Origin of the sequence: Proteus sp. PR00224 (assembly GCF_016238105.1) — a bacterium.
Taxonomy (GTDB): Bacteria; Pseudomonadota; Gammaproteobacteria; order Enterobacterales; family Enterobacteriaceae; genus Proteus.
Window position 1 is genome coordinate 231,697 of sequence record NZ_JAEHQU010000003.1, and the last position, 22,644, is coordinate 254,340.

General features: G+C 39.2%; 20 protein-coding genes. 18 read left to right on the forward strand and 2 right to left on the reverse strand.

The features are described 5' to 3' along the window. Nucleotides 1–1,505 precede the first annotated feature (1,505 nt). From hybO to yedF, 12 genes are all read left to right on the forward strand, one after another. On the forward strand, nt 1,506–2,630 hold the full coding sequence (gene hybO, locus JEP71_RS07020; RefSeq protein WP_109371805.1) for a hydrogenase 2 small subunit: 1,125 nt from the start codon (nt 1,506–1,508) through the stop codon (nt 2,628–2,630). Continuing rightward, a complete protein-coding gene (gene hybA / locus JEP71_RS07025) occupies nt 2,627–3,640 on the forward strand; it encodes a hydrogenase 2 operon protein HybA (protein ID WP_109371803.1) in 1,014 nt (337 codons plus the stop codon). Before hybO ends, hybA begins: the two co-directional genes overlap by 4 nt. Further along, nucleotides 3,627–4,808 (forward strand): Ni/Fe-hydrogenase cytochrome b subunit, encoded by a 1,182-nt coding sequence (hybB, locus tag JEP71_RS07030; RefSeq protein WP_198625975.1) that lies wholly within the window; start codon nt 3,627–3,629, stop codon nt 4,806–4,808. Before hybA ends, hybB begins: the two co-directional genes overlap by 14 nt. Continuing rightward, complete coding sequence (gene hybC / locus JEP71_RS07035; RefSeq protein WP_064718974.1) at nt 4,805–6,508, forward strand: hydrogenase 2 large subunit; 1,704 nt, start codon at nt 4,805–4,807, stop codon at nt 6,506–6,508. Before hybB ends, hybC begins: the two co-directional genes overlap by 4 nt. Continuing rightward, nucleotides 6,508–6,996 carry a HyaD/HybD family hydrogenase maturation endopeptidase gene (locus JEP71_RS07040; RefSeq protein ID WP_023580916.1) on the forward strand — a complete coding sequence of 163 codons (489 nt, stop codon included), beginning with the start codon at nt 6,508–6,510 and terminating at the stop codon, nt 6,994–6,996. The genes hybC and JEP71_RS07040 overlap by 1 nt, the downstream gene beginning before the upstream one ends. Further along, entirely contained in the window at nt 6,993–7,487 is a 495-nt protein-coding gene (hybE, locus tag JEP71_RS07045; protein WP_196532329.1) for a hydrogenase-2 assembly chaperone, read from the forward strand. The genes JEP71_RS07040 and hybE overlap by 4 nt, the downstream gene beginning before the upstream one ends. Nucleotides 7,488–7,549: 62 nt before the next feature. Further along, a complete protein-coding gene (gene hypB, locus JEP71_RS07050) occupies nt 7,550–8,797 on the forward strand; it encodes a hydrogenase nickel incorporation protein HypB (RefSeq protein WP_198625976.1) in 1,248 nt (415 codons plus the stop codon). Further along, nucleotides 8,788–9,054, forward strand: coding sequence for a hydrogenase maturation factor HybG (gene hybG, locus JEP71_RS07055; protein ID WP_006535180.1), 267 nt, complete (start codon nt 8,788–8,790; stop codon nt 9,052–9,054). The genes hypB and hybG overlap by 10 nt, the downstream gene beginning before the upstream one ends. Continuing rightward, a complete protein-coding gene (gene hypD / locus JEP71_RS07060) occupies nt 9,041–10,177 on the forward strand; it encodes a hydrogenase formation protein HypD (RefSeq protein ID WP_075674243.1) in 1,137 nt (378 codons plus the stop codon). The genes hybG and hypD overlap by 14 nt, the downstream gene beginning before the upstream one ends. After that, a complete protein-coding gene (hypE, locus tag JEP71_RS07065) occupies nt 10,174–11,193 on the forward strand; it encodes a hydrogenase expression/formation protein HypE (protein WP_109371795.1) in 1,020 nt (339 codons plus the stop codon). The genes hypD and hypE overlap by 4 nt, the downstream gene beginning before the upstream one ends. Nucleotides 11,194–11,401: 208 nt before the next feature. Next, complete coding sequence (gene yedE / locus JEP71_RS07070; RefSeq protein ID WP_198625978.1) at nt 11,402–12,628, forward strand: selenium metabolism membrane protein YedE/FdhT; 1,227 nt, start codon at nt 11,402–11,404, stop codon at nt 12,626–12,628. Then, nucleotides 12,625–12,867 (forward strand): sulfurtransferase-like selenium metabolism protein YedF, encoded by a 243-nt coding sequence (yedF, locus tag JEP71_RS07075; RefSeq protein WP_069368619.1) that lies wholly within the window; start codon nt 12,625–12,627, stop codon nt 12,865–12,867. Before yedE ends, yedF begins: the two co-directional genes overlap by 4 nt. A gap of 71 nt (nt 12,868–12,938) precedes the next feature. On the opposite strand, the gene rdgC is transcribed toward yedF, so the two are convergent. Next, on the reverse strand, nt 12,939–13,847 hold the full coding sequence (gene rdgC / locus JEP71_RS07080) for a recombination-associated protein RdgC (protein WP_198619327.1): 909 nt from the start codon (nt 13,845–13,847) through the stop codon (nt 12,939–12,941). Between the two features lie 1,332 nt (nt 13,848–15,179). Here rdgC and JEP71_RS07085 point away from each other — a divergent pair. From JEP71_RS07085 to JEP71_RS07110, 6 genes are all read left to right on the forward strand, one after another. Continuing rightward, entirely contained in the window at nt 15,180–16,364 is a 1,185-nt protein-coding gene (locus tag JEP71_RS07085; protein WP_232797549.1) for a porin, read from the forward strand. 87 nt (nt 16,365–16,451) lie between these two features. Further along, nucleotides 16,452–18,407 (forward strand): bifunctional 2',3'-cyclic-nucleotide 2'-phosphodiesterase/3'-nucleotidase, encoded by a 1,956-nt coding sequence (locus JEP71_RS07090; RefSeq protein WP_109371787.1) that lies wholly within the window; start codon nt 16,452–16,454, stop codon nt 18,405–18,407. Between the two features lie 86 nt (nt 18,408–18,493). Further along, the gene (locus JEP71_RS07095; RefSeq protein WP_069368615.1) at nt 18,494–19,270 is read left to right on the forward strand and encodes a ribonuclease T2 family protein; all 777 of its coding nucleotides are present in this window, start codon (nt 18,494–18,496) and stop codon (nt 19,268–19,270) included. 19 nt (nt 19,271–19,289) lie between these two features. Beyond that, on the forward strand, nt 19,290–20,912 hold the full coding sequence (locus JEP71_RS07100) for a bifunctional metallophosphatase/5'-nucleotidase (RefSeq protein ID WP_198625980.1): 1,623 nt from the start codon (nt 19,290–19,292) through the stop codon (nt 20,910–20,912). 337 nt (nt 20,913–21,249) lie between these two features. Next, nucleotides 21,250–21,480 (forward strand): ParD-like family protein, encoded by a 231-nt coding sequence (locus JEP71_RS07105; RefSeq protein WP_198625981.1) that lies wholly within the window; start codon nt 21,250–21,252, stop codon nt 21,478–21,480. Then, the gene (locus tag JEP71_RS07110; protein ID WP_198625983.1) at nt 21,455–21,781 is read left to right on the forward strand and encodes a type II toxin-antitoxin system RelE/ParE family toxin; all 327 of its coding nucleotides are present in this window, start codon (nt 21,455–21,457) and stop codon (nt 21,779–21,781) included. Before JEP71_RS07105 ends, JEP71_RS07110 begins: the two co-directional genes overlap by 26 nt. Before the next feature lie 144 nt (nt 21,782–21,925). Here JEP71_RS07110 and JEP71_RS07115 read toward each other — a convergent pair whose 3' ends face one another. Beyond that, complete coding sequence (locus JEP71_RS07115) at nt 21,926–22,525, reverse strand: nitroreductase family protein (protein WP_109371780.1); 600 nt, start codon at nt 22,523–22,525, stop codon at nt 21,926–21,928. Nucleotides 22,526–22,644 lie beyond the last annotated feature (119 nt).

Here is a 22,644-nt window from a genome sequence, read left to right on the forward strand (position 1 = left end):
TTTAAAGTTAAATATATCTATAACCTTGTGATTTATAATGTCTTTATGCAAATTTGATTTAAGTGTAAAAAAACTTGCGCAAAAAATCTTATTGGATATAATGCACTCACGTTACAAATTGAAATATTTTGTAACGTGTTATAACGCCTAATTTATTTATTATCTAAGTTATCCGTATTTGGGTACTTATTTTTTATTGCACCAGGTAGACCGTTGTTTTCAGTCATTCCAATTTCTGGTAAGTAGATTTTATTTACTTATTCAAACCACTACTTATCTTTGATAAGCAGTGAGTAAAATAAAACGTGAAAGGCAGAGAACTACACATAGCATTTTATTATTTTAATAAATTTAGAAGCCATAACATTTCGGTGTTATGGCTTTTTATTTTTATCAACTGGGGTTTTGCTTTTATCATTATTTTACCTGTCCTGTCTTTCTCATCACTTTAGAGGGCATACACCTCATTACCTGCTGATTTTCACAAGCACTTGCCGTACTGAATACTACAAACAGTTAACAAAGCATATTTCAATTTTTTAGATTTATGACCACTTCTTTTATCTATTCTCACAAAAAAAAGAAATCAGCTCTATTTAGGGATTATTTATCGATAAATTGTATTTTTTTTATCCACAAAAATAACAGGGATTTAACATGAAATTTTATTTACGTTAATTTCGTTATAAATTCGATATGTTATAAAATAACTTAATGAAACTATTGCTACTGTGTACTAATTAGTAATTATTAATGATCTTATCTTTTTGATGATGTCCATATTGATATGTATTTAATTTTATAGCGATTTTATACTAAAGGAAATTCTTATTCCAAAAATGTATATACTTATAACTATATGAAAAACGATAAGAAAAACAGGTTAACTTTTGTCTATTAAATAAACGTAATTATGGTGATTAAAAATTAATAACGAAAGAAGATTAGCTAAATAGGTAATGAAAATAAGCTGAAATTAAATATATTAATGTAATCATTTCTTGTTTATGAAATGCAATTTTTAACATTACTTATGATGTAATATAAAGGTTGATATTATGAAAACAAGAGTCATCATTATAATTAAATAATATATTGAAACTTATTTTTAATAATTCTTATTGGAATATAGGAATAATGGATTATTAATTTTGTATTATTTTAAATATATTGTCTTATAATTTGAATGTTTTTTGTATTTTTTGTATCTCGTTGATTAATATTGATTTTAAAAATATCTTCATCTTATTTGTTGAGATAATGAGAATTATTTCTATTTAAATTATCATTATTAAATAGAGTTTAAATAAATTTAAAATGACGAAATATATAAAAAATAGACATTAAACCTTATATTGCTGAAACGTTTTTACTCACATAAAAGCGTAATTTATTTTTTAATGAATTATCGCTTGATAATGATCAAGTCATTATTGTGTCGTAGTGTTAAAAAGGCGGTGTTTTAAAATTATTCCAATTAAAAATCATCATATCAGGAGAGATATATGGCCTTGGGGAATAATGTTTTTTCCCATCATGGTATTAACCGACGCGATTTTATGAAATTGTGTGCTGCGTTGTCAGCTACCATGGGATTAAGCGGCAAAGCTGCCGCAGAAATGTCAGATGCAATGGCATCATCTGAACGTCCACCCGTTATTTGGATTGGCGCTCAGGAGTGTACAGGGTGTACGGAGTCTTTATTACGTGCAACTCACCCGACTCTGGAAAACCTCGTTCTTGATGTTATCGCACTCGAATATCACGAAGTGCTTTCTTCGGCCTTTGGTGAACAGGCTGAAGAAAATAAACACAATGCGATGGAGAAATACAAAGGTAAGTACGTCCTCGTTGTTGACGGTTCAATCCCAGACAAAGATGGCGGTGTTTACTGTATGGTTGCAGGAAAACCAATTCTTGAGCATATCAAAGAAGCCGCTGAAGGGGCTGCTGCGATTATTGCTATTGGTTCATGTTCTGCATGGGGTGGTGTACCTGCTACTGGGGGTAACCCAACAGGCGCTAAATCACTGGAAGCAATTTTACCGGGTAAAACCGTTATCAATATTCCAGGGTGTCCACCAAACCCACATAACTTCTTAGCAACTGTTGCACATATTATTACTTTCAACAAATTGCCTAAGTTAGATAGCAAAAACAGACCGCTTTTTGCTTATGAGCGTTTAATTCACGAAAACTGTGAACGTCGCCCTCATTTTGATGCGGGTCGTTTTGCTAAAGAATTTGGTGATGAAGGTCATCGTCAAGGCTGGTGTTTATACCATTTAGGCTGTAAAGGCCCTGAAACTTATGGTAACTGCCCAACATTAGAATTCTGCGATGTCGGTGGTGGGATCTGGCCTGTCGGTATCGGTCACCCTTGCTATGGCTGTAACGAAGAAGGTATCGGCTTTACTAAAGGTATTTTCCAATTAGCGAACGTTTATCAGCCAACACCAAAAGCACAAGTACCTGATGTTAATGCAAAAGAAGGTGGTGGTGTCTCTTATGGTGCTGCTGGCTTACTGGGTGCTGTCGTGGGTGCAGTTGCGGGTGTCAGTGTGATGGCTGTGCGTCAATTAGGCCGTGACAAGAATGCCACAGGAGCCTCACAGGAGGATAAACGGTGAATAGGCGTCATTTCTTTAAGCTGGCATCAGGTGGGGTTCTCCTTGCGGGAATGGCACCCACTGCGAGTCATGCTGCGGCGCAGAACCGTCCCCCAATTCCTGGGTCTCTCGGTATGCTCTACGACTCTACACTGTGTGTAGGCTGTCAAGCATGTGTCACAAAATGTCAGGAAATTAATCACCCGGAGCCAATGGAGCGTGGTGATACTTACGCTAATGGTGATCCGATTTGGTCAAACAATGACAAATTAAGTCCTTACACAAATAACATCATTCAAATTTGGCGTGATGGTACTGGTGAAAATAAAGATCAACTGGAAAACGGTTATGCCTTTATTAAGAAACAATGTATGCATTGTGTTGATGCAAACTGCGTTTCTGTTTGTCCTGTTTCTGCGTTAACCAAAGATCCAAAAACCGGTATTGTCCATTATCACGCGGATATCTGTACAGGTTGTCGTTATTGTATGGTGGGATGCCCTTATAACATTCCAAAATACGATTATGATGATCCATTTGGTAAGCTCTATAAATGTGAGCTTTGTAACCAAAAAGGGGTTGAGCGCTTAGATAAAGGCTTATTACCAGGCTGTGTTGAAGTTTGTCCTACTGGCGCGGTTATTTTCGGTACACGCGAAGAGTTGTTGGAAGAAGCAAAACGTCGTTTAGCGAAAAAAGCGGGTGAAGAGTATCATTACCCACGTCAAACCATTAGTGGTGGCGATACTTATTTACATAAAATTCCTGAATATCAAGATCATATCTATGGTGAGTTTGAAGGTGGCGGTACGCAAGTCATGGTACTTTCTGCTGTTCCTTTCGAAAATTTAGGAATGCCAGAAGTGGCACCATTATCAACGGGTGCGCGTTCTGAACATATTCAACATACGCTTTACAAAGGCATGGTATTACCAATAGCAGCCCTTGCAGGGATCACCTATTTGGTTAACCGTAATAGTAAAAAACAAGAGCAGGAACACCACAAGGAGGATAACGATGTCGAGTCATGATCCTCGTCCACTTGGCGGTAAGTTATTTACTCTAGCAGTAAGAGTATTTTTACCGTTTGCTGTGCTCGGTTTTATTCTTATTGGTAAGCGTTTGGTATTAGGTCTGGGCGATGTCTCTGATCTGAATGGGGGATATCCTTGGGGTATTTGGATTGCCTTTGACTTATTGATAGGGACGGGCTTTGCATGTGGTGGTTGGGCACTTGCATGGGCTGTTTATGTCTTTAATAAAGGGGAATTTCACCCATTAGTGCGACCTGCATTGTTAGCGAGCTTGTTCGGCTATTCATTAGGTGGTTTATCTATCGCCATTGATATCGGTCGTTATTGGAACATGCCTCACTTCTTTATGCCGCAATACTTCAACGTTAACTCAGTGTTGTTTGAAACAGCGACCTGTATGACCATCTATATTATGGTGATGGCATTAGAATTCTTACCTGCGTTATTAGAACGTTTAGGTTGGAAAGTGTCGTTGAAACGCCTTAATAAAGCGATGTTCTTTATTATTGGTCTTGGTGCTTTACTGCCAACCATGCACCAATCTTCAATGGGATCATTAATGATTTCAGCGGGTTGGAAAGTACATCCACTGTGGCAATCTTATGAGATGTTACCGCTGTTTTCTCTGTTAACAGCCTTTCTCCTTGGTTTCACTATCGTTATTTTTGAAGGTTCGCTGTTAAAGGCAAGCCGCACCATGAACGATGATGAAACACCGCTATTTACCAAGTTAACCAAAGTGATTGAAGTATTACTGATTGCTTTCTTGGTCTGTCGCTGGGGCGAAATTATTTGGAACGGTAAACTGAGTTATATCGGAAATGGGGATATGTTCTCGTGGTTATTTATTGCTGAAAGTGCATTATTGTTACTTCCTCTTATTTTGATGCATTTAAATAATAACCGCCGTAGTCCAAAAATGTTGTTTGTCTGCGCTGTATTTATCTTAATTGGCGCAGCAATGTGGCGTATGAACTACTCTTTAGTTGCTTACAATCCAGGCAATGGTTACCACTATTTCCCAACAGCAAGTGAATTGCTGATTTCTATTGGTTTCGTTGCATTTGAAGTAACAGCTTACATTCTTATTATCCGTTTACTGCCGGTTTTACCTGCACAAACAGACTCAAATATACAATTAAAAAAGGCTGAGGTTAAATCATGAGCCAACGCATTACTATTGATCCTATTACCCGTATTGAAGGGCATTTACGCGTCGATTGTGAAATTGATAACGGAAAAGTTGTTAAGGCTTGGTCTTCCGGTACCATGTGGCGCGGAATGGAGGAGATCCTAAAAGGAAGCGATCCTCGTGATGCATGGATTATCGTGCAACGTATTTGTGGGGTTTGTACGACAGTTCACGCAATTGCCTCAGTACGTGCTGTTGAAGATGCCTTAGGTATGGATATTCCTGTCAATGCGCAGTATATCCGTAACATTATTTTGGCTTCGCATATTCTTCATGACCATATCGTCCACTTCTATCAGCTTTCTGCGATGGACTGGGTTGATATTACTTCAGCGTTACAAGCCGATCCTGAAAAAGCGTCAGCGATGCTAAAAGGTGTTTCTCAGTGGCAATTGAACTCTGCTGAAGAATTCAGAAAGGTTCAGAAGAAAATTCAAGGTCTGGTTGACAGCGGTCAGTTAGGTATTTTCGCTAATGGCTACTGGGGTCACTCAGCCATGAAATTACCACCAGAAGTTAACCTGATTGCTGTTGCTCACTATCTGCAAGCACTTGAATGTCAGCGTGATGCTAACCGTATCGTAGCGGTTCTGGGTGGTAAAACACCACACATTCAAAACTTGGCAGTAGGGGGGGTTGCTAACCCAATTAACCTTGATGCACCAAGTGTTCTTAACTTAGAACGTCTGATGTATGTGAAGCACTTTATCGATAATCTTGGCGATTTTATTGAACAAGTTTATAAAGTCGATACTGCGATTTTTGCTGCTTATTACCCAGAGTGGCTAAAAATTGGTAAAGGCGCGAACTACTATTTATCTGTACCTGAATTACCTATTAACGGTAATAACACTGAGTTTTTATTGTCTGGTGGTTATATGGAAGGCGTTGATTTCTCAACGTATCGTCCAATTAAAGACTGGAAAGATGAAAACCTGAAAGACGGTATCGAAGAAAGTGGTAAACACGCATGGTATGAAGATGATGAACCATTAAAACCGTGGGAAGGTTTGACTCGTCCTAAATATACAGGTTGGGATGAGAACGAAAAATACTCATGGGTTAAATCACCTACATTCTATGGCAAACCTGTCGAAGTGGGTACGTTAGCATGGTTAGTATGTGGTTTAGCAGGTAAGCATGAAGGAACTGTTAAACACTATAATGAAATCAATGGGATATACACTAAATTAACGGGTGAAACGCTGGTTAATGAGCAGTTAGAGTCAACTTGGGGACGCATTATTGGACGTACTGTTCATGCGTGTGTGTTACAAGATTCTCTAAACTTCTTGTGGCAATCACTGGTTGATAATATTGGTCGTGGCGATACTGCTGCCTTTATTAAACCAGAGTTTGAACCAGGTAAAGAGTACCGAGGTGTGGGGTTTGAAGAAGCCTCTCGCGGTATGTTATCTCACTGGATCGTGTTTAAAGACGGTAAAATCACTAACTATCAGGCGGTTGTTCCATCAACATGGAATGCGGGTCCTCGTAACTTTAATGATGAGCCAGGTCCTTATGAGTTATCACTTGTTGGTACACCTGTTGCTGATCCGAAAAAACCATTAGAAGTGGTAAGAACGATCCACTCCTTTGACCCATGTATGGCGTGTGCTGTGCATATGGTTGATTTAACAGGTAAAGAACTAAGTAAGGTGAAGGTATTATAATGCGAACTCTCGTCTTAGGTATTGGTAATTTATTACTAAGCGATGAAGGCATTGGTGTTCGTATAGTAGAAGCGCTCGAAGAGCGCTTCTCTTTACCAGAGAACGTCGATGTTATTGATGGTGGCACATCAGGTATGGAAATTTTGCAAGATATCGCTGCAAGAGATCTCCTGATTGTTGCCGATGCGGTAAGAAGCAATCATGAACCTGGCAGTATTTTTGTGTTACATGATGATGATGTTCCCGCACTTTTTACGCAGAAGATCTCGCCTCATCAGTTAGGCTTATCTGATGTGCTTATGGCATTGCGTATGACAGATGAATTTCCACGCAAGCTTATTTTAGTGGGTATTGAACCTGCGTCATTAGAGCCAAGCATGTCACTGTCTGACATTGGTCAAAAATCAATGGAAATTGCGTTGGAACATGTCGTCAATATTTTGCGTGAATATGGTATTCCTGTCACACCCAAAGAGGTAACAGCATGAGTGAAATAAGCTGGGATATCGTAGGATACGATGAACCGCCTGTTGAGCAACTTGAAGCGCGTTTTAGTGAAATTGCTGAAAAAGAGATGAAAGGGCTTCCTTTTTATCGAGAAGGTATTCCTGTAAAAGCAGGGGGCTTTACCTTATTTGAAAACCAGTGGATTGGAGCTGTTCTTACTCCTTGGATGCTAGAGCTTGTCGTTTTCCCAGGGCCTTCACAAGAATGGCCACATCGAAAAGTAGGCGATCGCATTGGGTTAGAATTGCCTTGTGGTCAGATTAAATTCGTTGTGGGTGAGCTTGCTGGTGATATGCAATATCTCGCGTGTTCATTAATGTCGCCACTTGATAGACACCTTTCAGGGGAACATGCTGTTGAGTTGGTGGAAAATAGTGTAAAAATGGCACTTTCTCTTCCTGTTCAGACACAATCCGTAGCAGAAGTTGATTTAAGTCGTCGTTCTCTCTTCCGTGGTCAGTTAAGATCATAGTGTAGAAATTTTACGCGACACAGAGTCACATTCTTCTTATTGAATAGTACAGGAGTCAGAATATGTGTAGCACTTGCGGTTGTGGCGAAGGCAATGTCAGAATTGAAGGCGTAGAGCCTCATTCACATGAGCACCACCATCATCACTCTCATGACCATGATCATCACGACCACGGTCATCATCATGATCACGGCCATCACGGGCATGATCATCATCATGAACACAATGCTACTCCAGCGAATACTGTTCATAAATATATTGATAAGTCTGAACAAAAGCATAAACATAACTACGAAACACATGGTCAGCCTATCATCGTTCATCACCACTATTACCATAACAGTGGTGATGTTCATCTCCATTTTCATAACGATGCACAGCTAAACGAAGCGCCTGTTTTCCATGAACATCATCATGGACATGACGATCATCATGAGCATGATCATTCACACAATCATGACCATGCTCACAGTCACGATCATTCTCATGATTATAACCATGAGCATTCACATCATCATTCTCACAGCCACGATCATGCACATGATCATGACCACGATCACGAACATGAGCACGAAGAGCAATTTAGCCCTGTGATTGAAAATCAGAATATGCATTATGGCCAAGGTGAAGCGGGAACACATGCTCCCGGTATTAGCCAAAAGCGTATGCTGAAAATTGAAATGGATGTGCTGGATAAAAATAACCGCATTGCTGTTCATAACCGTGAACATTTTGAACAACAAAATGTATTGGCATTAAACTTAGTTTCAAGCCCAGGCTCCGGTAAAACAACGCTATTAACACAAACATTAAAACAGTTAGCTCAACGGGTGCCTTGCGCGGTGATCGAAGGCGATCAGCAAACCACTAATGATGCGGATCGCATCCGTGAAACTGGTGTGCCAGCGATCCAAGTGAATACAGGAAAAGGTTGTCACCTTGATGCACAAATGGTGCATGATGCGACACATCAATTAGGTTTACAAGATAACAGCGTTCTCTTTATTGAAAACGTGGGTAACTTAGTTTGTCCTGCCAGTTTTGATCTGGGTGAAAAGCATAAAGTTGCGATTCTTTCTGTCACTGAAGGTGAAGATAAACCACTGAAATACCCGCATATGTTTGCTGCGGCTGATTTAATGATTATCAACAAAATTGATTTAGTGCCACATCTGAATATTGATGTTCAAGCCTGTATTGAATCCGCTCGCCGTGTTAACCCAAATATCGAAATCATTGCGTTATCAGCAACAACGGGTGAAGGCATGGAAGAGTGGTTAGCTTGGTTGGAGAGTCGTTTATGTGCTTAGGTGTTCCAGCTAAGATTGTTGAGGTGGGCGAAGACGTCCACCAACTCGCTTATGCCGAAGTCAGTGGCGTCAAACGTGCTGTTAATATTTCGATGGTATGTGAAGGCGAACCTAGTGAATTATTAGGCAAATGGGTACTTATTCATGTGGGATTTGCCATGAGTATTCTTGATGAGCAAGAAGCACAAGATACCCTTGATGCATTACAGCATGTCTATGGTGTGACCCTCGAAGAGGCTGATGATGCAGTACGTTGATGAATTTCGTGATCCCGAACTTGCGAAAGCCTTACTAGCCCAAATCCGTGAAACTATTTCACAATGGCCTCATCCTATTAAACGGCCATTACAAATTATGGAAGTGTGTGGTGGGCATACACATGCCATTTTTAAATTTGGTCTAGATCGCTTATTACCAGAAGAAATTGAATTTGTTCATGGACCGGGTTGTCCTGTTTGTGTATTACCGATGGGGCGAATTGATGCTTGTTTAGAAATTGCAGCCCGTCCTGATGTCATATTCTGTACTTTTGGTGATGCAATGCGAGTACCGGGACGTAATGGCTCAATGCTGGATGCGCGTCGTCGTGGCAGTGATATTCGTATTGTCTACTCACCGCTCGATTCCCTCAAAATTGCACAAGATAACCCAGATAAACAAGTCGTCTTTTTTGGTTTAGGTTTTGAAACTACGATGCCAAGTACTGCAATGACGCTACAACAAGCGAAATTGCGTGGACTCAAAAATTTCTCTCTGTTTTGTCAGCATATTACTATCGTGCCTACTTTACGTTGTCTACTAGAACAAGATGATGTTCGCATTGACGGCTTTATTGCTCCAGGGCATGTGAGTATGGTGATTGGCTGTACGCCATATCAACCGCTATGTGACGAATTTGAAAAGCCTTTTGTCGTGACAGGATTTGAACCATTAGACTTATTACAAGCTATACTGATGGTCATTAAACAACTTAAAGCAAAAGCAGAAAATACAGATTATGTTTTAAGTATTGAAAACCAATATAGTCGCATTGTACCGAATGAAGGTAATAAGTTGGCTCAAAAAGCACTTAGCGAAGTGTTTATGTTAAAAGAAACCAGTGAATGGCGTGGATTGGGTGAAATCCCAATGTCAGGTATTCAATTAACACCTGCTTATTCTGAGTTTGATGCTGAATTACGTTTTACTCCCGCCCCGCAGAAAGTGGCTGATAATCCGCAATCTCGCTGTGGCGATGTATTAACAGGACGATGCAAACCTTCCGATTGCCCACTCTTTGGTAAAAGTTGTACACCAGAAACGGCATTGGGTGCCTTGATGGTATCATCTGAAGGTGCATGTGCGGCTTATTATCAGTATCGCCGTGAAGGTAATATATGAAACAACCTGATGAAATCACCTTAGCCCAAGGAAACGGCGGGCAAGGTATGCAGCAACTTATCGAAGGACTATTTTTAAAAGCGTTCGATAATCCATTATTAAATGAAAAAGAAGATCAAGCGCGGATCGCCTTAAATGAGTTAACCACACTGGGCGATCGTCTTGCTTTTAGTACAGATAGCTATGTCATCGATCCCATTATTTTCCCTGGTGGAAACATTGGTAAATTATCGGTCTGCGGGACGGCTAACGATCTTTCTGTTGGTGGTGCAGTTCCTCGTTACCTTTCATGTGGTTTTATTTTGGAAGAAGGACTTCCTTTTGAAACCCTAGAAACCCTTGTGATGGCAATGGCAAAAGCCGCGCAACAAGCGGGCATTCAAATTGTTACGGGTGATACGAAAGTGGTTCCTCGTGGTGCTGCGGATAAGATTTTTATTAACACCGCGGGTATTGGTGTGATCCCAACCAAAATTCATTGGGCTGCATCAAACATTAAAGCAGGCGATAAGATCTTAGTGAGTGGCACTATTGGCGATCATGGTGCAACAATCCTGAATCTTCGTGAAAATTTAGGGCTTGAAGCGGATCTGCAAAGTGACTGCGCGGTTCTTGAGCCAATGATTGCCCCTTTACGCCAAATCGAAGGAATTAAAGCATTACGTGATGCAACTCGAGGCGGTGTGACAGCGATTTTGCATGAGTTTGCTCAAGCCAGCGGTTGTGGCATGAACGTGCATGAAAGCAAATTACCTATGAAACAATCCGTTCGTGGTGTATGCGAATTATTAGGACTTGAAGCGCTTAATTTCGCTAACGAAGGAAAAATTGTTTTAGTGGTTTCACCTGAAGCGGAAGCACAAGTACTTGAAGCACTGCATCAACATGCTTTAGGCAAAGACGCTTGCACGATTGGCGAAGTCACAACGGATAATTATATTCGTTTAACAGGCATTTTCGGTACTAGTCGTATCCTCGACCTACCTTATAACGAGCCTTTACCTCGTATCTGCTAAACACTTATTCCCCACTTATAAATGGAAATGTTCACTGAATTTATAAGTGGGATAAGTTACCCACTTGTTACAAAAAATTGTTATAACGCAAATTTCTCTCATTTATCTGAATACTGACTCTTTGATAAAAAAATTATTGGAGTAACATGTTCGCCTCATCCTACTGCGTGGAGAGTGTCTCTCGTAGAGGTTAGTTCTAGGAAAAAACATGTCTTGGTCAGAATTTAAATCTCAATACCTGATCCGTTTTTGGAAGCCTCTTCCAGCAGTTATCGCGGCAGGTATCTTATCAACTTATTACTTTGGTTTAACCGGCACTTTCTGGGCTGTCACTGGTGAGTTTACCCGCTGGGGTGGTCACGTTATGCAATGGTTCGGTGCTCATCCTGAAGAATGGGGTTATTTTAAAATCATCGGTCTTGAAGGTACGCCATTAACGCGTATTGATGGCGTGATGATTATCGGGATGTTTGGAGGTTGCATTATGGCGGCTCTTTGGGCCAATAACGTCAAACTTCGTCATCCTCAACATAAAATTCGTATTCTTCAAGCTGTTCTAGGTGGGATCATCGCAGGTTTTGGTGCTCGTTTAGCAATGGGTTGTAACCTTGCTGCCTTCTTTACGGGTATTCCTCAGTTCTCTTTACATGCTTGGTTCTTTGCGGTTGCAACGGCAGTCGGTTCCTATTTCGGTGCCAAGCTGTCATTGATGCCACTGTTCCGTATTCCAGTAAAACTGCAAAAAGTCAGCCAAGCGTCACCTATCACTCAAGATAAACAACGTGCGAAACGTCGCTTTAGATTGGGAATGGTTATCTTTTTTGCCATGATTGCGTGGTCTTTAATTATTCTCTTTGATTCACCCAAACTGGGTTTCGCCATGCTAGGCGGTATTGGTTTTGGTATTTTAATTGAACGTGCACAAATCTGTTTTACTTCTGCTTTCCGTGACTTATGGATAACAGGCAGAACCCATATGGCAAAAGCGATTATCATCGGTATGGCAGTGAGTGCCATTGGGATCTTTAGCTATGTCCAATTAGGTGCATCACCTAAAATTATGTGGGCGGGTCCTAATGCCGTAGTTGGCGGCTTACTCTTCGGTTTCGGTATTGTGCTTGCTGGTGGGTGTGAAACTGGCTGGATGTATCGCGCTGTTGAAGGTCAAATTCACTTTTGGTGGGTTGGATTAGGCAATGTGATTGGTTCGACGTTACTCGCTTATTATTGGGATGATTTTTCAGCCATCTTAGCGACTGACTACGACAAAATTAATTTACTTGATACTTTTGGGCCTGTAGGCGGATTAGGCGTGACATATCTGATGTTGGGTCTGTCATTTGTGTCGCTACTTTGGTGGGAGAAACATTTCTTTCGTAAAAAAGCACAACAAGCACACTCTATTTCAACCCAGATTAATAAGGAAATCGCATGAGCCAGAAAGACACCATTGTTCCTGATTATCGTCTAGATATGGTCGGTGAACCTTGTCCTTACCCTGCGGTGGCAACGCTTGAAGCTATGCCATCACTGAAAAAAGGCGAGATTTTAGAAGTGGTCAGTGATTGCCCTCAATCAATCAACAATATTCCACTTGATGCGAAAAACTACGGTTATACCGTGTTAGATATTCAACAAGATGGTCCAACTATTCGTTATTTAATTCAAAAATAATCTTTATTTTTCATTAAATAAAAAACAGCCTATACATAGAGAATGATAGGCTGTTTTCTTGAATAATATTATTACTCTGCTTCGCCGCCTAGGACTTCGGTGACTCGTTCAATTAAAGCGCTGAGTTCACCGGTCATTAAAATAAAGTCGGCATCAAAACGTTGGGCAAAATCGGCTTTATCAATATCATCATTTTGCTCACGTAAAGTTTCACTGAATTTAATGCGTTTGATAGAACCATCATCACAAAGCATAAATTGCAGGCGATCTTCCCAATCTACAGAGAGTTTGGTGACAAATTTACCCGCTTCAATATGCGTCGCAATTTCATCAGAGACTAATTCCTGTTTCTTACAACGAATAACGCCACCTTCATCTAAGACCGCTTTTAGTTCTGCTTCATCCATCAAGGTAAAGCCAGCTGGGAGTTCTCCAGAGCGTACCCACTCTGTCATTTTTAATTCAACGGATTCATTGAAGTTCAAAGGAACAACAGGTAATGAACCTAAGGTCTTACGCAGCAAGGCTAAGTTATCTTCAGCGCGTTTTGCACTGCCCGAATCAACAATAACGAGTTGTTTTTCTAAATCGAGCCAAATAAATGTTTGTGAGAATTTACTAAAAGCACGAGGAAGCAGAGTGTGCACCACTTCATCTTTTAAGGTGGCTTTCTCTGTTTTTTTCAGTTTACGTCCTTGCTCACCTTCAAGTTTTTCAACTTTGTCTTGCAGTGCTTGTTTAATAACTGTCGCAGGTAAAATTTTGTCTTCTTTCCGTGCACACATCATGACTTGTTTGCCAGCAACATGGATAAGCGCTTCACCGCGATCACCCATCGGCGAAACCCAACCTGTCCGAGTCATATCTTGGCTACTACAAGGTGTGAATGCCAATGAGGCAAGCTGTTGTTCTAACTCATCCATTGACAGTGCTATCCCTTTATTTAAGCGATAGACTAAAATATTTTTAAACCACAGCATCTGACATTCCCCTTAATCATTATTTACCACAATATGATACTGAATGTTTAGGGTATCTAAAAGGTAATATCCTTTAAAAGAAAATCTATACCGTGTTATTTAATAAAAAGATAAAAAAAGCTGAAACGAATAATTAGTAAATCTACTCTATGATAATGAGTTTTATTCTTATCTGAATTAGATTGATTAAGAATATTAATAATGAAATAGCATGATTTTTATTACAAACCATTATGTGACAATAATCACAAGATTTTATTTTTACACTCTTTTTTGTTTACAAACTGAAATCACTTTCAGATTTATCTCTGCATTAATTTACAAAACAAAAATATTCTTGACGCTCTTGTGTGATTATTATCACAAAATAAGGAAAATATATGAGGGGATTTTTCACAATCAACAAAGTGATTAAGATCACAAATATTGATATTTTTTTTTCAAATATCGTTAAAAGAGCACGATTGGGCTTTTTATATTAACCAGTGTTATAGTTTAGATTTTGTAATGTTTCATTGGGTTTTGTTGTTACTTGTACGTATTGATTAGATATTGTAATTGAATAGCATTCTTGTGCTTCTCTTTTGAATATTTACAGATAATTATTCTTTTTATGATGGGGTGTTACTCGTTACCACTAGTTAAATTGTATTTAAATTCGACTTTGCCTTTATTTAAATAAGAAATAAATATAAAGATAAAAAATTATTAATTAGGAATAACAATATTTAAATCTTTAGTGTTATTTATTTAGTGGTTAAAATTAATACTTCCTTTTAAATATATTAAATAGGGGGATAAATTTTTTATTAGCAAAAAAAAGAGTCTTATAAAGAAATGAAATATAAAAGAAAAATCTAAAAGTGCTATTTTTAAAAAGTTGATTAAGTTCAAAAAACACGTATCTTTACCTTTAATTGTGATACCTATCACTTGAGTATGTAACCATGAAAATACACATTGGTGTAATTGTGGACTGTATCACGAAAGTTGGGCTTTTTTTTGAGTAACATGCCATCGAAAACTCAACGACCTATTTCTTTTCCTGACAGAAATAAAAGCAATGCCCTTATTTAAATATAATGAGGATATTATTTTTGTGTCTTATTGGTGATTACGTCTGTGTCAAGGAAATTAAAGCCTTTAAGAAAATTTTGTAGAGTCATAATTAGTAGCTATAAAAATTATCAATTGTGAGAGCGATTTTCTTTTTCGAAATTCGTGGCAGGGATCTTTTGCCTGAATCTCAGGTCAACTATATACGGCGGTATTATTTTTGACCTTAAAGAAAGTCATAAAACTATAGAAAATAGATAGATGGGTATTTTAATCATGAAAAGCTTGAAGCCTCTAGCAGCACTGGTTGGTTTGTTGGTTCTTTCTGGATCGGCAAACGCGGTAAACGTGTATAACGATAAAGGTACACGTTTTGATGTAAATGGTCAGTTCCGTTTAAAAACACAAGTGACCAGCCAAAATCACGAAATGAAAATGACGGATGATGGTAGCCGTATCGGTTTCTTCGGTTCACACGAACTGACTAACGATATCAAAGTCTTTGGTAAATTAGAGTGGGGTTCAGACACTCAAAAAACAAACAGTGACAACCCTAAATCAAACTTTGAAATGTACAACCGTGTGGGTTATGTCGGTTTCTCTCATCGTGATTATGGTCAAATCCAGTTTGGTCGTACTTATATTCCAATCGACTGGGTGAAAAAATCAAGCTACGGCTATGGTAACACGGGTGTGTTCTACTTTAGTGATGTATTAGGTCGTGCCGTAGGTTATAGCAATGGTTATGCTGATGGTAAAGGTGTTGGTAAAAACAACTTTATGACCCGTTTACCACAAACTATCTTTATTGAAACTAACCGTTATGAAGGCTTTAAATTAGCCGGTACTGTAACAGGTAAAACAGGTGATGATAATACTCGTACCACTGGTGATATTACTCGTGCATATTCAGTAGTGGGTTTCTATAAATCAACTTTCGGTTTAGAGCTTGATGGTGGTTACTCTGCCGCTAAAGGTGAAGCGACTCATAGTAGTAAGAGTACAGTTCAAGGGAAAACTCCTGAAAACAGTATCTTAGCATTTGGTGCCGAATACTTCTTCCCAGGTCGTGAATTTTCTATCGGTTTAGACTATGGTCAATCTCGTGGTAAAAATTCAGGTTTAACTTTAGCAAGTAATGCAGTTTCAAAAGATTATAAATGGAACTCTGTTAAAGGTGACTGGAAAGCAGATTTATATGGTGTTGGTGTGAAATGGCACTGGGATCGTATTGAAAGTGGTATGTATGCGGGTTACTACCTGCGTGATGGTGATGCCAACACTTTCAACTACAAAAAAGAAACCTATACTGTGGGTGTAGATAAACGTTTTGCGGTATCTAAATACAACAACTTACGTTTATTTGCTGAAATGGCATATGATGATGCACGCAGTGACAACGAAGCATATAAAGACACTAAACAATATATCTTCGAAACGGGTATGCGTCTGTACTTCTAGTCCTGACAAAAGCATTACCGTTTGATAGAAGTAACCAAAGGAGAGCGATTTCGCTCTCCTTGTTAACCAATATATAAGGGGTGTGTAATGGTTAAGAATGTGTTGAAAATTTCAACATTAGCAATGTTTGTCGCATTCAACGTGAATGCTGCGACAGTCGATCTTCGTATTATGGAGACGTCTGATGTTCACAGTAACTTAATCGACTTTGACTACTTCAAAGACAAACCAACAGAACAGTTTGGTTATGTCCGTACTGCTAATTTAATTAAAGCAGCAAAAGCTGAAGCAACCAATGCGATTTTAGTTGATAACGGCGACTTGATCCAAGGTAGCCCGCTGGCTGACTATCAAGCAGCTAAAGGCTTAGAAAAAGGCGAATCTCATCCAGCTCACCAGCTGATGAACACCATGGGTTACACAGTAGGTAACTTTGGTAACCATGAATTTAACTATGGTTTAGATTACCTGAAAAAAGCCATTGCCGGTGCTAAATTCCCTTACATCAACGCCAACGTGATGGATGCGAAAACAGGCAAAAACTATTTCACACCTTATATCATTGTTGATACACCAGTAAAAGATCGTGATGGTAAAGAACACACTATCAAGATTGGTTATATCGGCTTCGTTCCACCACAGATCTTAATCTGGGATAAAGCCAATCTGGATGGTAAGGTCGTTGTAAACGATATTACAGAAACAGCGAAAAAATTCGTCCCTCAAATGAAAAAAGAGGGTGCTGACCTGATTGTGGCTATTCCTCACTCTGGTTTTGCGTCAGAGCCGTACAAAGCAATGGCTGAAAACTCTGTTTATTATTTAAGCGAAGTTGAAGGCATCAATGCAATCATGTTTGGTCACGCTCATGGCGTATTCCCAAGCAAAGAATTTGAAGGCATTAAAGGTGTTGATGTTGCTAAAGGTACTGTAAATGGCGTTCCTGCTGTTATGCCTGGCCAATGGGGTGATCACTTAGGTGTCGTTGATATGGTTATCAACAACGACAGCGGTAAATGGGTGATGACACAAGCAACAGGTGAAGCGCGTCCTATCTTTGATAAAGCAAACAAAAAAGCATTAGTTGAACGTGATGCTGAATTAGCGCAAATCATCGAAAAAGCACACCAAGGTACTCGTGATTTTGTAGGTAAACACATTGGTAAAGCTTCTGCCAACATGTACAGCTTCTTAGCATTAGTACAAAGCGATCCAACTGTACAAATCGTGAATGATGCACAAGTTGATTACACCAAACACTTTATTCAAGGTGATCCGAACTTAGACGGTTTACCAGTATTAGGTGCAGCTGCGCCATTTAAAGCGGGTGGTCGTAAAAATGCACCAGCAGACTTCGTCGAAGTTGAAAAAGGTGACTTAACATTCCGTAACGCTGCAGACTTATACCTGTATCCAAACACATTAGTGGTCGTTAAAGCGACCGGTGCTGATGTTGTTGAGTGGTTAGAATGTTCTGCGGGTATGTGGAACCAAGTTGATCCAAATTCAACTAAACCACAAGAACTAATCAACTGGGATGGTTTCCGTACTTATAACTTCGATACCATTAGTGGTGTGAACTATAAAGTTGACCTAACTCAACCAGCTAAATATGACGTTGATTGCCAAGTCGTTAATAAAGATGCGAATCGTATCAAAGACGTGACTTATGAAGGCAAGCCAATCGATCCTAAAGCAACATTCCTGATCGCAACAAATAACTACCGTGGATACGGTGGTAAGTTTGCAGGTACTGGTGAAGCAAATATTGCGTTCGCATCTCCAGATGAAAACCGTGCAATCTTAGCGTCTTACATTGCTAAACAAACGAAAGAAAAAGGCGAAGTTGCAACTAAAGCTGCTAACAACTGGTCATTCTTACCTATTAAGACTGACAAAGCGTTAGATGTACGTTTTGAAACGTCACCAAGTGAGAAAGCGGCTGCATTTATTAAAGATTTCTCTCAATATCCAATGACCTTTGTGGAAAATGATGAAATCGGTTTTGCAATTTACAAAATTGATTTAACAGAGAAGAAATAAGCCATTAAAGCCTGTCCATTCTGGGCAGGCTTCTCTTACCTTTTTGAACCAAAAGAGTAAAACTTATTGCTCTTTAAGGGGATTTTATGCGCTTTATGAAGCTATTACCTGCTGCTTTTGCTTTAGTGTTAGCAGGATGTGCAACGCAAGCACCTGAAATTACAGAACCATTAAAACCTCAAGCTAAATTAGTTGAAGGCGTATCTTGTATTTTACCTGATGCACCAACAGCACCTTACGACTACATTGCTTCTAATGATCGCTATGGTCAAAACAGTACAGCATCAACAGATTACTTTAAGTTAGCGATTAACTACTCACCCGCTTTTTGTGATTATAAAAGTAATAACATTAAGCGGTTAAATAACGACAATGAAAAAGATCGTGCAAAACGTGAGTATGATAAATTTGAAATCCAATGCTTCTCAGATAATAAATTTGGTTGGATTGTTCATGGGCTGTGGGCTGAAACCTGTGATGGTAAATCATGGGAAGAGTGCCGTGATTGGAAAGACATACGCAAGCATCCTCGTTTATGTAAAGGCGATTTACCACCTTTAGAATACTCTGCTATCAAACCTTATCTGTGTGATTCTCCGGGTATCGACTTACTACAAGGTGAGTGGGAAAAACACGGTGTATGTGCGTTTGATACACCAGATGCATTCTTTGGTAAACAAAAAGAGTTGTATGAAGCGTTAGTATTACCAGAAGGCCGTCCTTCAAACAGTGCATTGATTAAGTTCTTAAAAGAACACAATCCATCATTGAAGGATAAGGAAATTCAAATTAATCGAGATGAATTCTATATCTGTTATAGCAAAGATTTCGAAGTCATTGATTGTCCGAAACGTGAATTTTGATCTTAGGGATAAATTTTAAATGAACCATAAATATAAACTCGTTGCACTGGCAGTAAGCTCAGTCTTATTAGCTGGTTGTGCAAAGAACTACGACGAAGCTAATGTTGTTGATGTGCGTGTTATCGCAATGAACGACTTCCACGGTGCGCTAAAAGCGCCAGGTCCAAACAAACCTGGTGGCATCGAGCACATGGCAACATTAATCAAAGAAATGAAGAAAGATAACCCGAACAACATCGTTGTTGCCGCGGGTGATATGGTTGGTGCAAGCCCACTGTTATCTTCAATGTTCCATGATGAGCCTTCTATCGAAGCATTATCATTAGCAGGCTTAGAAGCAACGTCTGTGGGTAACCACGAATTTGATAAAGGCATGGGCGAGTTACTGCGTAAACAGAACGGTGGCTGCCACCCTGTGACGGGTTGCCAAGGTCCAACTGAATTTAAAGGGGCTGATTTCCAATACTTATCAGCAAACGTAACTGTTAATGAAACAGGCAAAACGTTATTCCCTGAATATGTTATCAAAGAATTTAACGGTATCCCTGTTGCATTTATCGGTGTCACACTGGAAGGTACTGCGGCAATCGTAACACCTAAAGGTACTGAAGGTTTAAGCTTCCATAACGAAGCGAAAACAATCAACGCATTAGTGCCTCAGTTAAAAGCACAAGGTGTTCAAGCGATTGGTGTGTTAATTCACGAAGGTGCTGCACAACGTCGTGACGGTGGTCCTGTGAATATCAACGCATGTAATGGTATTACGGGTAAAGTATTAGGTGTTGTTGATCAATTAGATCCTGCGATTGACTTTGTTGTGACTGGTCATACTCACCAAGCTTATAACTGTACTATCAACGGTAAATCAGTGACATCTGCGCAATCAAATGGTGCAATGTTAACGCGTATCGATCTGAAACTAGACAAAACAACAAAAGACGTTGTTGACGTTGAAGCACGTAATATTTGGGTTGATAACCGCAAATATGAAAAAGATCCAGCCGTTACCAAACTGTTAGAAGCTTACGAAAAAATCGCAACCCCATTAGCTAACCGTATCATTGGTAAGCTAGAAGGTAATTTAACGAAGCAAACTAACGACGCGGGTGAATCTGCACTGGGTCAAGTGATCGCTGATGCGCATTTATACACTGCAAAACCAAAAGATGCGGGTGGCGCACAAATCGCATTTATGAACAGCGGTGGTATTCGTGCTGATATGACTGGTGGTGACGTTTCTTATAACGCAATCTACACAGTACAGCCATTCTCTAACGTACTGTTAACTCAAACATTAACAGGTGAGCAAATCAAACGCCTGTTAGAACAACAATGGGATCGTTCACGTCCACAAGTGTTAGCAATTTCAGGTAACTTCCAGTACACATGGGATAGCAAAGCATCTAATGGCAACCGTGTTATCGTTGAATCAATGAAAATTGACGGTAAACCAGTAGATATGAAAGCGAACTACCGTGTTGTGGCTAACGAATACTTAGCAACAGGTGGTAGTAATTTCTCTGTACTGAAAGAAGGTAAAGATCCAGTTTACAGCGTGCCAGATGTTGATGCAGTCGTGAAATACTTTGCTGAGCAGTCTCCAATTGCTCAACCAAAAGCGAATAACATCACACGTAAATAACGTATTTTCATACGCCTTGTGAAAATCGCACCTCTTACGGGAGGTGCGTAAATAAATAAAGAGAGCAAAGTGTTGAACACAAAGGGTCCATCCCTACCTTTGTATTCATTACGCACTTTGCTCTTTTTTATGCTTTTTATTGGAGAATAAGTATTTTTTTAGTGAGCATGAAGGCATAAGCAACAAAGTTGGAATCTTTACAACATATCATCTGTGGTGTATTGTTGCGTTTAGCGACAAAAGATTTCATTTTTTGTCGTGAGTTATTAACATAAAAATTTATAGCGTTTTAATTCTATAAAGTTGTAACACCCGATAGGTATTAGGAGTGTAAATCATGGCTATTTCCGTAAGATTAGATGAAGACTTTGTCTCTGATGCTAAAATTCATGCGGAAGCGAAAAGCAGAAGTGTTCCTAAACAAATTGAACACTGGGCTAAAATAGGGCGTATAGCTGAAGATAACCCTGATCTGCCATATAGCTTTATCCAAGAATTGTTACTGGCACAGGCGGAAGTCGAAAACAAAAAGGTTTCTCGATATGTCCGAACTACAAAAAGAGATTGATGTCTATCAGTCTGTACGATTTGAAAAGGCAATGAAAAAGTTGCCTGAATCAGATGTGAAAATTATTGAAGATGAAATTGATCAAATAATTGATAATCCATTGATTGGTGAACAGAAAAAAGGCGATCTTACTCATCTTAGAGTACATAAATTTAGGCTTAATGATTTAACGGTATTGTTAGGTTACTCATGGGTTGCAAACAAGCTTGAACTGTATTTATTGCATATAGGTTCTCATGAGAATTTCTATGATGCTCAGAAGAAACAGCGAAAGACTGATCTAAAACTGATTAAAACATAAAAGAAAGGTGGCCTAATGCCACCTTTCTTTTATGTTGTATATGGGTAAAAAAAAGCCCACAGTGGCTGTGGGCAAGGAATGAAAGTAAAAAAAAGAGGGTATTACTTATTGCTAGGGTCTTTTGTCAGATGTCTGTTCTAACACTTATTTGAAGATTTTAAAGCGTGCATCATCTTCCATATAATTCTTTTCACCAGCCTCTTGTTCAATTGAACCAAAGACCATTTGAGCTCTTAGTTTCCATGTTTTTGGCAGATCCCAAGTTGCATGAACTTCGTCATCAATAATTGGGTTGTAGTGTTGTAATGAAGCACCTACATTCTCTGCTGCTAATGCAGTCCAAACAGAGAGTTGCGCCATACCACTTGCTTGTTCTGACCATACAGGGAAGTTATCCGCATACAGTGGGAATTGTTCTTGAAGACCTTTTACGATATCAGTGTCTTCAAAATAAAGAATTGAACCTGCGCCTGCTGCAAAGCTATTAATTTTCGCTTCTGTTGCACTAAATGCTTCTGCGGGTACTAATTTTTTCAGGGTATTTTTAACGATATCCCACAGTTTTTGATGTTGTTCACCAAACAGAACAACAACACGAGATGTTTGTGAGTTAAATGCAGTTGGGCTCTCTTTAACCGCTTCTTTGATAACTTCAGTGACTCTGTCTTCGCTAATTGGAAGTTGATTACCTAAATGATAAATTGTTCTACGTTTTTTCATTAAATCAGTAAATGCGTTAGACATGATTGTCTCCTTGATAAATTTAAGCGCTTAAAGCGTGTCTTAGCTTGAGCTAATCTATGGACATACTATAGGGCTTAGTAGTGATTTATTGATATATAAAAAATTTAATCAGTTACGTC

Bases quoted from the DNA above. Each gene is read 5' to 3' on its own strand.
- JEP71_RS07040 (WP_023580916.1), top strand. From the start codon at position 6,508: ATGCGAACTCTCGTCTTAGGTATTGGTAATTTATTACTAAGCGATGAA.
- JEP71_RS07100 (WP_198625980.1), top strand. From the start codon at position 19,290: ATGAACCATAAATATAAACTCGTTGCACTGGCAGTAAGCTCAGTCTTA.
- hybG (WP_006535180.1), top strand. From the start codon at position 8,788: ATGTGCTTAGGTGTTCCAGCTAAGATTGTTGAGGTGGGCGAAGACGTC.
- rdgC (WP_198619327.1), bottom strand. From the start codon at position 13,847: ATGCTGTGGTTTAAAAATATTTTAGTCTATCGCTTAAATAAAGGGATA.
- hybB (WP_198625975.1), top strand. From the start codon at position 3,627: ATGTCGAGTCATGATCCTCGTCCACTTGGCGGTAAGTTATTTACTCTA.
- JEP71_RS07085 (WP_232797549.1), top strand. From the start codon at position 15,180: ATGAAAAGCTTGAAGCCTCTAGCAGCACTGGTTGGTTTGTTGGTTCTT.
- JEP71_RS07095 (WP_069368615.1), top strand. From the start codon at position 18,494: ATGCGCTTTATGAAGCTATTACCTGCTGCTTTTGCTTTAGTGTTAGCA.
- hybE (WP_196532329.1), top strand. From the start codon at position 6,993: ATGAGTGAAATAAGCTGGGATATCGTAGGATACGATGAACCGCCTGTT.
- hypB (WP_198625976.1), top strand. From the start codon at position 7,550: ATGTGTAGCACTTGCGGTTGTGGCGAAGGCAATGTCAGAATTGAAGGC.
- hypD (WP_075674243.1), top strand. From the start codon at position 9,041: ATGCAGTACGTTGATGAATTTCGTGATCCCGAACTTGCGAAAGCCTTA.
- JEP71_RS07115 (WP_109371780.1), bottom strand. From the start codon at position 22,525: ATGTCTAACGCATTTACTGATTTAATGAAAAAACGTAGAACAATTTAT.
- JEP71_RS07105 (WP_198625981.1), top strand. From the start codon at position 21,250: ATGGCTATTTCCGTAAGATTAGATGAAGACTTTGTCTCTGATGCTAAA.
- hypE (WP_109371795.1), top strand. From the start codon at position 10,174: ATGAAACAACCTGATGAAATCACCTTAGCCCAAGGAAACGGCGGGCAA.
- JEP71_RS07090 (WP_109371787.1), top strand. From the start codon at position 16,452: ATGGTTAAGAATGTGTTGAAAATTTCAACATTAGCAATGTTTGTCGCA.
- hybO (WP_109371805.1), top strand. From the start codon at position 1,506: ATGGCCTTGGGGAATAATGTTTTTTCCCATCATGGTATTAACCGACGC.
- JEP71_RS07110 (WP_198625983.1), top strand. From the start codon at position 21,455: ATGTCCGAACTACAAAAAGAGATTGATGTCTATCAGTCTGTACGATTT.
- hybC (WP_064718974.1), top strand. From the start codon at position 4,805: ATGAGCCAACGCATTACTATTGATCCTATTACCCGTATTGAAGGGCAT.
- yedE (WP_198625978.1), top strand. From the start codon at position 11,402: ATGTCTTGGTCAGAATTTAAATCTCAATACCTGATCCGTTTTTGGAAG.
- yedF (WP_069368619.1), top strand. From the start codon at position 12,625: ATGAGCCAGAAAGACACCATTGTTCCTGATTATCGTCTAGATATGGTC.